Below are 13859 nucleotides of genomic sequence, written 5' to 3'. Positions count from 1 at the left end.
AGATCGCCGGACATGCCAGGCACCTGGGCGAAACCGGCTGCAAGATACGCGCACCTGCCAGGCAAGTCCGACGATCTTGGCCGCACCCGAACTGTCTGTTCCAAGGAGGAGTTGATCATGCCCATCATCGACCTGTCCACGGCCGTGGACGCCGCGGCCTGGGAACCCGAGCCGGTCATCCACGACGTCATGACGCCCGCGCAGGGCGCGGTGCACATGGCCGAGGAGATGGCGCTGCACTTCGGCGTCGACTTCGACCCGTCCGTGCTGCCCGACGGCGAACTGCTGTCGGTCGACACGCTCAAGCTCACCACGCACACCGGCACGCACATCGACGCGCCGTCGCACTACGGCAGCAAGGCCAGCTACGGCGTGCCGCGGCACATCGACGAGATGCCGCTGGACTGGTTCCACCGGCCCGCGGTCTGCCTGGACCTGCGCTCGGCGACCGGTCCGACCGTCGACGCGGACTTCCTGGACAAGGAACTGGCCCGCATCGGCTACCAGCCGCAGCCGCTGGACATCGTGCTGCTGCACACGGGCGCGTCGGCCTGGGCCGGCACCCCGCGCTACTTCACCGAGTTCACCGGCCTGGACGGCAGCGCCACGAACTTCCTGCTGGACAAGGGCATCCGGGTCATCGGCACCGACGCGTTCAGCCTCGACGCCCCCTTCGGCGCGATGCTCAAACGCTTCCACGAGACCGGCGACCGCGGCGTGCTGTGGCCCGCCCACTTCACCGGCCGCGACCGCGAGTTCTGCCAGATCGAACGGCTGGCCAACCTCGACGCCCTGCCCCAGCCGTACGGCTTCACCGTCTCCTGCCTGCCCATCAAGATCAAGGGCGCCGGCGCCGGCTGGACCCGCGCCGTAGCCATTCTCTGACCACTCTCACCCGAAGGAGCACGCCATGGCCATGACCGCCCTCCCCGAGATCACCGACACCTCGGCGCTGTACCTCTCCGTCCAGCAGTTCTACGCCCGCCACATGCACCTGCTCGACTCCGGCCAGGCCCGCGAATGGGCCGACACCTTCGCCCCCGACGGCACCTTCACCGCCCCCGGGCTCGACGCCCCGGTCCGCGGCCGGGAAGCCCTGGCCACCGCCGTCGAGCAGACCCACGCCCGCCTGGCCGCCTCCGGCGAAACCCACCGCCATTGGCACGGCATGGTCTGGGTGACCCCCGCCGCCGACGGCACGGCCCACGTGAAGTGCTACGGCATGGTCATCGCGGTCACCGCCGACGGCACGCCCCGGCTGCACCGTCACTGCCTGTGCGAGGACGTCCTCGTCCCGGCCCCCGCCGAGCCTGAGGGCTGGCTGGTCCAGTCCCGCCACGTCACCCCGGACGCCGCCCCGGCCGGCCACTGACGCGCGGCGCCCGGGGGCCGCGCACCCGGCCGCGCACCCGGCTCGCCCGCCCCGGCGCACGCCCCGGCTCGCCCGCCCCGGGGTGCATAGACGCTGGCCTATCACGTCGACTTCGATCGCGTCCTGGTCGATGTAATAGGCCAACGTCCATGTGAAAACGGGACCGGGGCCACGCCGTGTGCGGCGTGGCCCCGGTCCGATGCGCCGGTCAGGCCGGGAGGCGGAGTTTCATGACAGCGCCGGTGGTGGCGCAGACCGAGCAGGTGGTGATGAAGGCGTTGCGGCCGCGGATGGCGATGCCGCCGGGATGGTCCACCTTGTCGAGGACCATCTCGGGGGCCTTGCCCTCGCCGGGGATGCGCATCAGCGCGCCGACGCCGCGGCTCGGGCCGAACATCGACGTGTGCGTGAACTCCAGGGCGTACAGGGCGCCGTCCGGGCCGAAGGCGATGTCCACGACCGTGGTGAGGCCCTCGGCGTACACGGTGGGCTGCTCGCCCGGGACGACCTTGAAGATGCGGGCCGAGCCCTGGGTGAAGGGGCGGCCGGTCAGCTCGGCGACGTAGTAGGCGCCCTTGCGGTAGACCACGGCCATCGGCACCGACTGCATCGGCAGCATGGTGCCCGCGGGCATGTTGAAGTTGGGCGGAGCGGGCATCTGGCGCTCGGGGAACACCGCGAGGGTGCTCACCTGGCCCGCGGGCGTGACGAACAGCAGCGAGTTGGCGCCGGCGTCGACGACCGCGGCCCCGCCCGGCCCGAACGCCACCGACTGGGCGTTGGAGTCCAGCTCGCCGCCGTCGGGGTTGTTCGCGGCCTCGTGGCCGGCGATGTCGGCGATGCGCTGCGTGGTCAGGCGCTGGGTGTACCAGTCGCCGGACCAGTCTCGGCGCACCGACAGCAGCCGGCCCATCTCGCGGCCCGGCTCGGGCAGCCCGTCCCGGTTCGCGGGGGCCTCGCTCAGGCCCACGGTGAGCAGGGCGCGGTCGTGGCGGTTGAATGCGATGTCGTCGGGCCCGATGGCCTCGGTGCCGTCGGGCCCGGCCAGCGAGGGCAGGCCGGTCAGCACGCGGGTCAGCGTGCCGTTGCGGTCGAGGCGGGCCAGCGCGCCGGTGGCGCCCAGGCAGCCGATGCCCTGCGGCCGAGGCAGGCAGGTCGGATTGGCGGCGCCGTCGGCGCCCCGGCCGGCCTCGGTGATGTAGAGGGTGCCGTCGCGGTCGAAGGCGAGGCCCCGCGGATTGCTCAGCCCCGTGTAGAGGACGGTCACGTCCGGCGCGGCGGCGACGGCGGGGCCGGCCTGGGCGACGGTGGACAGGATGACGGCTGACGCGATGGCCAGCCGTTTCATGGATACGAACACGAAGTTGCCTCCGGCAGGCAGGGTCAGGTGTCCGTACCAATAAAACGTACTTTGCCCCATTTACGCTGTGTGACGCGCCCGTCACGCCATGCCAAGTCGGTCTGACCACCTGGCTCGCCTTGCCGCGCGCCCCGCCCAAGATCGCTCGACTTGCCTGGCGGCTGCGCGAAAGCGTGTCCTGAATACGCACAGGTGCCAGGCAAGTCCGATGATCAGGGAGGGGGTGGGACGCGGGTCAGCAGGCGGCTGGTTCGGCGGCCGGGGCGGCGTTCGTCGGGGCGGGTGCGGTGGTGGCGGGGAGCGCGGGGCGCGGGCGCACGGTGAGCATCGGCAGGAAGAACTGGGCCAGCGGGCCGATGGCCAGGGCGTATAGGACGGTGCCGAGTCCCGCCTTGCCGCCGAGCGCGAAGCCCACGGCGACTACGCCGATCTCCAGTACGGTGCGCCAGCCGCGCAGTGACCAGGTGCGGGCGGCCAGGCCGGTCATCAGCCCGTCGCGCGGTCCGGGGCCCAGATTGGCTCCGATATAGAGGCCACTGGCGAAGCCGCACAGCACGATGCCGCCGATCATGAAGGCCCAGCGGGCGAGCACGTGCGACGGCTCGGGCAGCACCTGGTTGGCCACGTCCACGACCAGGCCGATGACGACGATGTTGGCGATGGTGCCGATGCCGGGCCGCTGGCGCAGTGGGATCCAGCACAGCAGCACGGCCGCGCCGACGATGATCAGCACGGTGCCGACGCTGAGCCCGGTGCGCAGGGCGACGCCCTGGTGCAGGACGTCCCAGGGCTGGTTGCCGAGGTGTGCGCGCAGCATCAGGCTGATGCTCACGCCGTACCCGATCAGGCCGATGAGCAGCTGGAACAGTCGGCGGGGGAGGCGCTCGCGCAGAGGCATGGGGGCGGGGCGGCGGGTGGCGGGGGCGGCGGTCGAGACCCGGCGCTGGGTCGCTCGGAGTGGCATGTGCAGTGGCTTGCGTGCGCCTGTCATGTCTGCCAGTCTGGAGGCCAATCGATAAGCCAGAAAGGGCCAATCCGGGGGGACTGGCCTTACCGGCGGGGGAGTAGCGATGACCGTCTCTGTACGCGGAGTGCAGCTGGCCCGGCTGCTCGGGCGCTGGCACGCGCTGCCCGCCCGGCGACGCAGCCCCGACTACGCGGCGCTGGCCTCGTCCGTGCGGGGCCTGCTCGCCGACGGCCGGCTCGCGCTGGGTGTGCGCCTGCCCGCCGAGCGCGAACTCGCCGAGGCCCTGGAGATCTCTCGTACCACCGTCAGCGCGGCATACCGCGAGCTGCGGGACTCGGGCCATCTGACGAGCCGGCGCGGAGCGGGCAGCTGGACCACCCTGCCCAGCGGGCATCGGGTCGCGAGCAGCGGCCTGTGGATGGCCGACGACGAGCTGGACCTGATCGACCTGAGCTGCGCCGCGCTCGGCGCGCCGGAGCCGCTGCTGGCAGCAGCCCGCGAGGCGGTCGAGGACCTGCCGCGCTACCTGGGCGGGGCCGGCTACCACCCGAGCGGCATCACCGAGCTGCGCGAGGCCGTGGCCGACCAGTACAGCGAGCGCGGCCTGCCGACCAGCCCCGAGCAGATCATGATCACGAACGGGGTGCTGCACGCGCTCGACCTGATCCTGCGGCTGCAGGTGCCGGTGGGCGCGTCCGTGCTGGTCGAGTCGCCGACCTACCCCAACGCGCTGGCCGCGTTCGCCGGCCGGCGGGCGCGGATCAGCACGCACGGCATGGACGAGGGCGGCTGGGATGCCGAGCTGCTGCTCGGCGCGCTGCGCCAGACCCGGCCCAGCCTGGCATACCTGATCCCGGAGTTCCACAACCCGACGGGCCACGTCATGCCCGCCGCGCTGCGTGAGCAGCTCGTCGCCACCGCCCAGCGCACCGGGACCGACCTGGTCATCGACGAGTCCTTCGTGGACCTGCCGCTGGATGGCCAGCCGATGCCGCCCGCGGTGGCCTCGTTCGACCGGCACGGCCGGGTGCTCACCATCGGCGGCATGAGCAAGCCGTTCTGGGGCGGCCTGCGCGTCGGCTGGATCCGGGCCTCCGCGCCGATCGTGCAGCGGCTGGCCGCGGTGCGGGTCGGCGTGGACACCGCGGGGCCGGTGCTCGACCAGCTCGTCGCGGTGCGCCTGCTGGCCCGCGCGGGCGAGGTCATCCCGCAGCGCCGCGCGCAGCTGGCCGCGCAGCGCGACGCGCTGGTCGCCGCGGTGCGCGAGCACCTGCCCAGCTGGCGGGTGACCGTGCCGTCGGGCGGGGTCACCCTGTGGGCCGAGCTGGACGGGCCGGTGTCCAGCGCGCTGGCGCGCGCGGTGGAGCCCCTGGGCGTACGCCTCGCGCCCGGCCCCCGGTTCGGCGTGGACGGCACCCTGGAGCGTTTCGTCCGGCTGCCCTTCACCCAGCCCGTTCCCGAACTGGTCGACGGCGTACGCCGCATCGCCGCGGCCCGCTACGACCTCGACCGCACCAGCCGCCCGCAGTGGAGCGAACCCGCGCTCATCGCCTGAGCCGGCCCGCGAGCGGGACAAAAACGTAGGGGCGGCTTGTGGCCGCCCCTACGTACCTCACTGCGTGGGAAAGAATGTCCTCGCCGGGTCAGATTTCGACGAGGGACCCCTCGTACATCTTCTCGATATCCGACGCGAAATTGGTCTCCACCGTGCGTCGCTTCAGCTTCATCGAGGGGGTGATCTCCCCGTGCTCGATGGTCAGGTCGCGCGGCAGAATGGTGAACTTCTTGATGGTCTCCCAGCGGTTGAGCTTCGCGTTCAGCTCGTCGATGTGGCCCGCGACCATGGCCTTCGCCTCGTCCGAGCCCACGATCTCCGCGTAGGACTTTCCTTCGAGCGGCGTTCCGGCGGCCCAGCCGGTGATCGCCTCGGGGTCGAGGGTCAGCAGCATCGAGCAGTAGTTGCGCGAGTTGCCGATCACGAGCACCTGCGAGGTGTACGGGCACAGCGCCTTGAACAGGCCCTCGATGTGGCTCGGCGCGATGTACTTGCCGCCCGACGTCTTGACCAGGTCCTTCTTTCGGTCCGTGATCTTCAGGAAGCCGTCGCCGTCCAGCTCGCCGATGTCGCCGGTGCGGAAGAAGCCGTCCTCGGTGAACACGGCCGCGGTCTCCGCGGGCAGGTTGTAGTAGCCCCGCATGATCGGCGCACCGCGCAGCAGGATCTCCCCGTCTTCGTCGATCCGGCACTCCAGGTCGCCGAGCGGCTGGCCGACCGTGCCGATCTTCAGCGCGCCGGGCCGGTTGACGAACGCGCCCGCACAGTTCTCGGTGAGGCCGTAGCCCTCGCTGATGGGCAGGCCCGCGGCGGCGAAGAACTCCGCGATCGGCACCGACAGCGCCGCCGAGCCGGAGACCATGTAGCGGATGTTGCCGCCCAGGCGCGCGTGCAGCTTGCTGAAGACCAGCTTGTGCGCGATGCCGTACTTGCGCATCAGGCCGCTGGGGACCGGCTTGCCGGCCTGCTCGAGTGCGACGCGCTCGCGGCCCACCTTGACCGCCCAGGCGAAGATCTTCGCCTTGAGGCCGCCGTTCGCGGTGGCCCCCGTGACGACCTTGTTGTAGACCTTCTCGAAGATGCGCGGCGCGCCGCACATCAGCGTCGGCTGGACCAGGCCCAGGTTGTCGACGATCTTGTCGACCCGGCCGTCCACGTACGTCGGCACACCGACGTGGATGATGCCGCAGATCAGCGTCTTGCCGAACGAGTGCGACAGCGGCAGCCACAGGAACTGCACGTCGGTGGGCAGTAGCACGCCGACGTCGGACTGCGCCACACCCTCCCAGGTCCAGCCGCGGTGCAGCAGTTCGACGCCCTTGGGTCGGCCGGTGGTGCCCGAGGTGTAGATGAGGGTGGCCAGGTCGTCCGGGCCGATGCCGGCGACCAGGTCGTCGACCAGCGACGGGTTGGCGGCCAGCGCCTCGGCGCCGCGGCGCTCCAGGTCGGCGAGGGTCAGCTGGGGGAAGGCGGCGGCCGGGTCGGCCGCGCCGTCGATCAGCACGATGTGGGTGAGCGAGGGCACCGCGTCCCGGCTCATCTTGGCCGCCTGGGCCGGGTTCTCCGCGATCAGCACCTTGGACCCGGAGTCGGCGACGATGAAGCAGGCCTCCTCCGGCTCGGTGGTCGGGTAGACCGTCGTCGTCGCGGCGCTGGAGCACATCACGCCCAGGTCGGCGACGATCCAGTCGAGCCGGGTGTTGGCGAGGATCGCGACGCGGTCCTCCTTGCCGACGCCGAGCGTGGTCAGACCCGCGGCGATCGCCTTGGCGCGCTCCGCGATCTGGGCCCAGGTGTACCAGACCGGCGCGTTGTCCGCGTCCGGGCCGCCGAAGGCGCGGGCGTCGGGGGACGCCGCCACTCGCTGCAGGAACATGTCCGGAATAGACCGGTAGGGCACGTCAATGGTCATGAGTCGGGGCCGCCTCTGGTAGGCAGTAGTGACGGGGGACACGTTAACTTGGTGTTACCGAAGGGTAATGCTGCGCAGGGGCTTGGGGAACCCCTCGAGAAGATCTTTCTGCGGGTCACGTGGCCGCGTCAGATGCCCAGCCGCGCCCCGCGCAGCCGGCTCGTCAACTCGGGCGGGCCGTCCAAGCTGGCCCGCGCGTGGCCCTGCCGGCCGGTCAGGAACATCAGCAGCTCGCTCGGCGTGCCGGTGAGGTTGAGCGGCTGGGTGCCGGCCCGCCCGGTGGTCACCGTGCCGTGGCCGGGGGAGATCACCCGCACCTGCACCGGGTAGCGGCGCAGCAGCAGCGGCGCGCGCCGCCGCACCTGCCCCCACAGCGCCTCGGACAGTCCCGGCTCCAGCTTGCGCGGTGCCCAGCCGGCGGCCGCCCGCCGCACGTCCTCGTGGTGTACGAACATCTCGGTCAGGTTGATCAGCTCGTCGAGCGGCCCGAACCCGGCGGGGCTCCACCGGGGCGGGCGCCGCAGCTCGGCCAGCAGGGTGTCGAAGTCGCGCGCGGCGATCCGCTGCTGCACCGCCGCGGTGCGGCCGGCCAGCCGTTTGATCAGGATGCCCGGGGCCGCGTCGAAACGACGTTCCCGCAGCAGCAGGTGCGCGAGCAGATCGCGCACGGTCCAGTCCCCGCAGAGGGTGGGGGCGTCTGGTCCGACCTCCGCCATCAGGTCGGCCAGAGCTAGCCTTTCAGCGAAGGCGTACCGGGTCATGTCGGCGATCCTACGTACCCTGGAGGCGGTGTGACGCCCGGCACAGGCCATACCCGTTCGCCTGCGAGAGCGGCTTCGGTAAGGATAGGAAGCCAAGCTAATTACTTACCGAACTGATGACGGGGACAAACGAGTGGCAGGGCAGACCGCCGGCGACGAGCCGGCCAAACCGGGGATCACGGGACGCGACGTGCTCGCCCGCGGCGCACGGGTGATGTGGCGCGGGATCCGGGACGAGCCGCGCCTGTTCGTGATCGCCGTCGTGGGCAGCTGCCTGTTCGGTGCGCTGGTCATCGGGCAGGCCAAGGTGATCGGCTGGCTGGTCGAGGACCTCGTGGTGCCCGCCACCACCGGCGGCGAGGTCGCCGCCGACGTGCTGGTGCTCGGCCCGTCGGTGCTGATCGCGATGGGCCTGGGCCGGGTGGTGGCCATCTTCGGCCGCCGGCTCGGCGCGGGCTTCATGCAGTTCGCCCTGCAGGCCAGGTATCGCCACGCGGTGACCGGCCGCTACCTGCGGCTGCCGGTCTCCTGGCACCAGCGCCACGCCACCGGCACGCTGCTGTCCAACGCCAACTCCGACGTCGAGGCCGCCTGGTTCCCGGTCGCCCCGCTGCCGTTCGCGGTCGGCACCGTGTTCATGCTGGTCACCGCAGTTGTCGTGCTGTTCGCCGTGGACTGGGCGCTGGCCCTGGTCGGGCTGGTCGTCTTCCCGGTGCTGTTCGTGATGAACGTGGTCTTCTCCCGCCGGATGGCTCCGCGCCAGGCCCACGCGCAGCACATGCGGGCCGAGGTCGCCGCGATCGCGCACGAGAGCTTCGACGGCGCGCTCGTGGTCAAGACCATGGGCCGCGAAGACCTGGAGACCCGCCGCTTCGCCCAGCGGGCCGGGGAGCTGCGCGACGCGCTGATCAGCGTCGGCCGGCTGCGCGGTCTGTTCGATCCGCTGATGGAGTCGCTGCCGTTCCTCGGCACGCTGCTGGCGCTGCTGGTCGGCGCGTGGCGGCTGGACCAGGGCGCGATCGAGCTGGAGCAGCTGGTGCAGGTGACCTTCCTGTTCACCGTGCTGGCGTTCCCGGTGCGGGCCATCGGCTGGGTGCTCGGCGACCTGCCCCGCTCGGTCGCGGGCTGGGACCGGGTCGAGCACGTGCTGCAGTCGACCGGGCAGATGCCGTACGGCACGCAGAGCCTGCCCGGGACCGGCGCGGCCGAACTGAGCTTCCGCAACGTGGACTTCGCGTACGAGCCGGCGCAGCCGGTGCTGCACGACGTGACCTTCACCCTGCCCGCCGGGCGCACCGTGGCGCTGGTCGGCCCGACCGGTTCCGGCAAGTCGACCATCGCGACCCTGGCCGCCCGCCTGCTCGACCCCGACCAGGGGCAGATCGCCCTTGACGGGGCCGACGTGCGCGGACTGACCTCGGCGTCGCTGGCCGGGACCGTCGCGCTGGTGCCGCAGATCGCCTTCGTCTTCGACGACACGGTGCGCGGCAACGTCGCGCTGGACCGGCCCGGCGTCGACGACGACCGGGTGGCGCAGGCACTGGCCACGGCGCAGGCCGACACGTTCGTCGCGCGGTTGCCCGAGCACCTCGACACCCAGCTCGGTGAGCGCGGCACGTCGTTGTCGGGCGGGCAGCGCCAGCGGCTCACGCTGGCCCGGGCGTTGGCCGGGCAGCCGCGGCTGCTCGTGCTCGACGACGCGACCAGCGCCGTCGATCCGCGAGTGGAGGCGCGCATCCTCGCCTCGCTGCGCGAGTCCGCGCACACCGCCACGATCCTGGTCGTCGCGTACCGCCGGGCGACCATCGCGCTGGCCGACGAGGTCGTCTACATCGAGTCCGGCCGCGTGGTCGCGACCGGCACGCACGAACAGCTGCTGGCCACGGTGAGCGGATACACCGACCTGGTCACCGCGTACGAGAAGGCCGAGGAGGAGCGCGAGCGCGAGCGCGTCTACGACGACGCCGACGTGTCCGCGGCCGCGGAGCAAGAGGGGGTCGCCGCGTGAGCGAGCGCAGCGAGCGAACCATGTCGCAGGCTTTCCACGCTGCCGACGAGCGAAGCGAGGAGAAGGCGTGAGCGAGCGGAGCGAGCGAACCATGTCGCAGGGTCCTCACGCTGCCGACGAGCGAAGCGAGGAGAAGGCGTGAGCGCGTCAGCTGTCAGCGAGAACGGCAGGTCCGAGTCGGCCTGGGCGACCTTCCGGCGGGGCGTGTCGCTGTCGCCCGAGCTCAAGGCGGGGCTGGCCGGCACGCTGGGGCTGGCGCTGGTGGCGATGATCGGCCGGGCGGCGGTGCCGGTCGCGGTGCAGCAGGGCATCGACCGCGGGCTGGGCGTCGAGACCGGCCACCTCGACATGGGTGTGATCGCCGCCGTCGTCGCCGTCACCGCGCTGATCCTGGTGATCACCACGGCCTGCGGCTACTTCATGATGCGGCGGCTGTTCACGGTCAGCGAGACCGCGCTGGCCAACATCCGGGTGCGCACGTTCCGGCACATCCACGACCTGTCCATGCTGCACCAGCAGTCCGAGCGCCGCGGCACCATGGTGTCCCGGGTGACCAGCGACGTCGACTCGATCACGCAGTTCATCCAGTGGGGCGGCGTGATCCTCATGGTCAACGGCGGCCAGCTGGTGGTCACCACGATCGTGATGGCGTTCTACTCGTGGCAGCTCACCCTGGTGGTGCTGGCCGCGTTCCTGCCCGCGGTGATCGTCATCCGGGCGTTCCAGAAGCGGCTGTCCGGCGCGTACGCCGAAAACCGCAAGCGGATCGGCGTGATGCTCGGGGCGATCTCCGAGTCCGTGGTGGGCGCGTCGGTGATCCGGGCGTACGGTGTCTCGGCGCGCAGCGGCGCGAAGCTGTCCGAGACCATCGACGACTACCAGCACGCGCAGCGCCGAGCCCTGCGCATCAGCGTCACCAGCTTCTCCACCGGCGAGATCGCGGCCGCGCTGGCGCTGGCGTCGGTGGTGCTGGTCGGCGTCCGGCTCGGCGTCGCGGGCCAGATCACGCTCGGCGAGATGACCGCGTTCCTGTTCCTGGTGACGCTGTTCATCCAGCCGGTCCAGATCGCCACCGAGGTGCTCAACGAGGCGCAGAACGCGGTCGCGGGCTGGCGGCGGCTGCTCGACGTCATGGACCTCAAGCCGGACGTCGCCGACCCTGCCGAGCAGGGCGTGGACCTGCCGGACGGCCCGCTGGACGTCAGCTTCGAGCGGGTCAGCTTCAGCTACCCGATCGACGGCGAGCCCGGCCCGCGGGTGCTGCACGAGGTGCACCTCGACATCGTCGCGAAGACCCGGGTCGCCGTGGTCGGCGAGACCGGCAGCGGCAAGACCACGTTCGCGAAGCTGCTCACCCGCCTGATGGACCCGAGCGAAGGCCGGGTGCTGCTGTCCGGCACCCCGCTGACCGACGTGCGGTTCGGCTCGCTGCGCAGCCGCGTGGTGATGGTCCCCCAGGACGGCTTCCTGTTCGACGCGACGGTCGCCGAGAACGTGCGCTTCGCCCGCCCCGACCTCACCCAGGCCCAGCTGGAGCAGGCCTTCACCGACCTGGGCCTGCTCGACTGGGTCCAGGGCCTGGCCCACGGCCTGGACACCCCCGTCGGGGAACGCGGCGAGGCCCTCAGCGTCGGCGAACGCCAACTGGTCGCCCTCGCCCGCGCCTACGTCGCCGACCCCGACCTGCTGGTCCTCGACGAGGCCACCAGTGCCGTCGACCCCGCCACCGAGGTCCGCCTCCAACGCACCCTCGACGCGGTCACCCGAGGCCGCACCACGGTCGCCATCGCCCACCGCCTCTCCACCGCCCAATCCGCCGACGAAGTCATCGTCGTCGACAAGGGCGTAGTCATCCAGCGAGGCCACCACGACACCCTCGTCGCCGCCGAGGATTCCGTCTACGCCAAGCTCTACGCCTCCTGGCTCGAACAAACCCGCTGACCCAAGACCGCGACGATCTTGCGCGAATGGCCCCACAGCTGTCCGTTACGGGCGTGTCGTGGGGGACCTTGACGCAAGATCGTCGCGGTCTTGGGGTGGGGCGGGTCAGCGGGAGTAGAACTCGACGACGAGTTGCTCGTCGCAGATGACGGGGATTTCGGTGCGCAGCGGTTCGCGGGTGAGGGTGGCGCGGAGGTCGGTCAGGCTCACCTCGAGGTAGGGGGCGGTGGGGCCGTCGAGGTGGGCGCCGGCGGCGGCGATCTGGAAGGGGGGCTTGGTGCGGCTGCGCTCGCGGACGGTGATGGTCTGCCAGGGCTTGACGCGATAGGACGGGCGGTCGACCTTGTGGCCGTCTACGGCGATGTGGCCGTGGCCGACGGCCTGGCGTGCCTGGTAGATGGTGCGGGCGAAACCGGCGCGCAGGACCAGGGCGTCAAGGCGGCACTCCAGGGCGACGAGCAGGGTCTCGCCGGTCTTGCCGGAGCTGCGGGCGGCCTTGTCGAACTGGTTGCGCAGCTGGGTCTCGCTGATGAAGTACTGGTGGCGCAGGCGCTGCTTCTCCAGCAGCCGGACCTGGTAGTCGGAGGGCTTCTTGCGGGCCCGCCCGTGCACGCCCGGCGGGAACGGCCGGCGCTCGAAGTACTTCACGCACTTGGGGGTCAGCGGGATGCCGAGTGCCCGGGACAGCTTCGCCTTGGGCCGCGCTTGGTTCACGAGGGTGCCTCCAACGTCCGAATGTCATAGGTTAGGCTCACCTAACGAAGGTAAGGCTAACCGATGTTGGAGGACCGCCGTGCTGCACCCCGCCGAGATCGCCCGCACCCTGACCGCCGGCCGCCTGCCCGGCGTGGCCCAGGTGCCGTTCCACGCCAGCCCGTACCGGGTGCGCCACGCCACCGACCACGAAGGACGCCCGATGCTGCTGTGCCGCGAGGGCGGCCGGCTCGACAACGCGCTGCGCCCGCGCGACGGGGAGGGCGACGACACCGCCGTCGTGCTGGCGGTGGGGGAGCCCCGCGGGGCGCGGGTCTGGGTGTCGGGCTGGGCCACCGCGCTGGAGGGCATCGAGGTCCGCGCCGCGGCCCTGGAGTTCGCCGCGGTGAACCCCGTCAGCGACCTGCTCGACGTGAACCGCGGCTTCCGGCTGTACCGGATGGACGTCGCCGAGGTGCGGCTGGAGTGCCCGACCGGGCACCTGACCGAGATCGACGTCGAGGACTACGCGGCGGCCGAGCCCGCGGCCTCGGTGGCCTGACCGGCCTGGCGCACCCCGGGCCGGTGGCCCCGGCCTGGGTGCCGCGTTACGGCAGGATCGCTTCGCCCTGGCCGAGGTCGCCGGTGATGTAGCGCTGCAGGTTCGGCGCGACGGCGGCGACGACCTGGTCGGCCGACAGCGAGGCCAGCGGTTCGAGCTTCATGATGTATCGCATCAGGGCCAGCCCGCTGATCTGGCTGGCGACCAGCGAGGCGCGCAGCGGGGCATCCGCCGCGTCGAGCTTCAACTCGGTCTGCACCCGGCGCAGGATCTGCGTGATCAGGAACTCGCGCAGCAGGCGCATGGTCCACTCGTTGCTCATCGCGGAGCGGACCAGTGATGCCCCGATCGCCCCGACCGGCGAGTCCCAGATCGTCACGAAGACGCGCGCCAGGCGTACCCCCGCCTCGTCCTTGCCCCCCGCCACGACCTGCTCGATCAGCTCCCGCGGGTCCATCGGGAACTGCATCGTGGCGACGAAGAGCTGCTCCTTGGTGCCGAAGTAGTGGTGCACCAGGGCCGGGTCGACCTCGGCCGCGGCGGCGATGGCGCGCATCGTCGCGGCGTCGAAGCCCTTCTCCGCGAAAAGCTCGCGCGCCGCGGCCAGGATGGCCTCGCGGGTGTCGGGGTTGCCCGGCCGGCGCCCGGTGCGGCTGCGCTTCATCTCGCCCTTCCTCGGTACGCGGCGCGTCCCCGGCTTGCCGAAAGCGGCCTGCCGGGGACGTCCG

At 71.7% G+C, this 13859-nt stretch carries 12 protein-coding genes; 6 read left to right on the top strand and 6 right to left on the bottom strand.

Features of this window, described 5'->3' with window-relative positions:
- Window positions 1–117 precede the first annotated feature (117 nt).
- Both AB0B66_RS16365 and AB0B66_RS16360 read left to right on the top strand, forming a co-directional pair.
- Entirely contained in the window at window positions 118–885 is a 768-nt protein-coding gene (locus AB0B66_RS16365) for a cyclase family protein (protein ID WP_360529473.1), read from the top strand.
- A 25-nt stretch (window positions 886–910) separates the two neighbouring features.
- Window positions 911–1372, top strand: a complete 462-nt coding sequence (locus AB0B66_RS16360) for a nuclear transport factor 2 family protein (protein WP_360529470.1) — start codon at window positions 911–913, stop codon at window positions 1370–1372.
- Between the two features lie 208 nt (window positions 1373–1580).
- On the opposite strand, the gene AB0B66_RS16355 is transcribed toward AB0B66_RS16360, so the two are convergent.
- A complete protein-coding gene (locus tag AB0B66_RS16355) occupies window positions 1581–2732 on the bottom strand; it encodes a ScyD/ScyE family protein (protein ID WP_360529467.1) in 1152 nt (383 codons plus the stop codon).
- A 235-nt stretch (window positions 2733–2967) separates the two neighbouring features.
- Window positions 2968–3630 carry a hypothetical protein gene (locus AB0B66_RS16350; RefSeq protein WP_360529635.1) on the bottom strand — a complete coding sequence of 221 codons (663 nt, stop codon included), beginning with the start codon at window positions 3628–3630 and terminating at the stop codon, window positions 2968–2970.
- 172 nt (window positions 3631–3802) lie between these two features.
- Between AB0B66_RS16350 and AB0B66_RS16345 the strand changes: the two genes are divergently transcribed.
- The gene (locus AB0B66_RS16345) at window positions 3803–5254 is read left to right on the top strand and encodes a PLP-dependent aminotransferase family protein (RefSeq protein ID WP_360529464.1); all 1452 of its coding nucleotides are present in this window, start codon (window positions 3803–3805) and stop codon (window positions 5252–5254) included.
- A gap of 88 nt (window positions 5255–5342) precedes the next feature.
- Here AB0B66_RS16345 and AB0B66_RS16340 read toward each other — a convergent pair whose 3' ends face one another.
- Complete coding sequence (locus AB0B66_RS16340) at window positions 5343–7166, bottom strand: long-chain fatty acid--CoA ligase (RefSeq protein ID WP_360529461.1); 1824 nt, start codon at window positions 7164–7166, stop codon at window positions 5343–5345.
- A gap of 128 nt (window positions 7167–7294) precedes the next feature.
- The gene (locus AB0B66_RS16335; RefSeq protein ID WP_360529458.1) at window positions 7295–7927 is read right to left on the bottom strand and encodes a TIGR03085 family metal-binding protein; all 633 of its coding nucleotides are present in this window, start codon (window positions 7925–7927) and stop codon (window positions 7295–7297) included.
- A gap of 214 nt (window positions 7928–8141) precedes the next feature.
- Here AB0B66_RS16335 and AB0B66_RS16330 point away from each other — a divergent pair, with 214 nt between their 5' ends.
- Both AB0B66_RS16330 and AB0B66_RS16325 read left to right on the top strand, forming a co-directional pair.
- Window positions 8142–9935, top strand: coding sequence for an ABC transporter ATP-binding protein (locus tag AB0B66_RS16330; protein ID WP_360529632.1), 1794 nt, complete (start codon window positions 8142–8144; stop codon window positions 9933–9935).
- A 138-nt stretch (window positions 9936–10073) separates the two neighbouring features.
- On the top strand, window positions 10074–11876 hold the full coding sequence (locus AB0B66_RS16325; RefSeq protein ID WP_360529455.1) for an ABC transporter ATP-binding protein: 1803 nt from the start codon (window positions 10074–10076) through the stop codon (window positions 11874–11876).
- Window positions 11877–11981: 105 nt separating this feature from the next.
- Here AB0B66_RS16325 and rpsD read toward each other — a convergent pair whose 3' ends face one another.
- Entirely contained in the window at window positions 11982–12590 is a 609-nt protein-coding gene (gene rpsD, locus AB0B66_RS16320; protein WP_360529451.1) for a 30S ribosomal protein S4, read from the bottom strand.
- Window positions 12591–12669: 79 nt separating this feature from the next.
- Here rpsD and AB0B66_RS16315 point away from each other — a divergent pair, with 79 nt between their 5' ends.
- Entirely contained in the window at window positions 12670–13131 is a 462-nt protein-coding gene (locus AB0B66_RS16315) for a hypothetical protein (protein ID WP_360529448.1), read from the top strand.
- Between the two features lie 46 nt (window positions 13132–13177).
- On the opposite strand, the gene AB0B66_RS16310 is transcribed toward AB0B66_RS16315, so the two are convergent.
- Window positions 13178–13795, bottom strand: a complete 618-nt coding sequence (locus AB0B66_RS16310) for a TetR family transcriptional regulator (protein WP_360529445.1) — start codon at window positions 13793–13795, stop codon at window positions 13178–13180.
- Window positions 13796–13859: the final 64 nt, after the last annotated feature.

Origin of the sequence: Catellatospora sp. NPDC049111, from assembly GCF_040648615.1 — a bacterium.
GTDB classification, from domain to species: Bacteria; Actinomycetota; Actinomycetes; order Mycobacteriales; family Micromonosporaceae; genus Catellatospora; species Catellatospora aurea.
The sequence above is the reverse complement of the archived record's forward strand: the minus strand, read 5'-3'. Positions and strand labels throughout refer to the sequence as shown.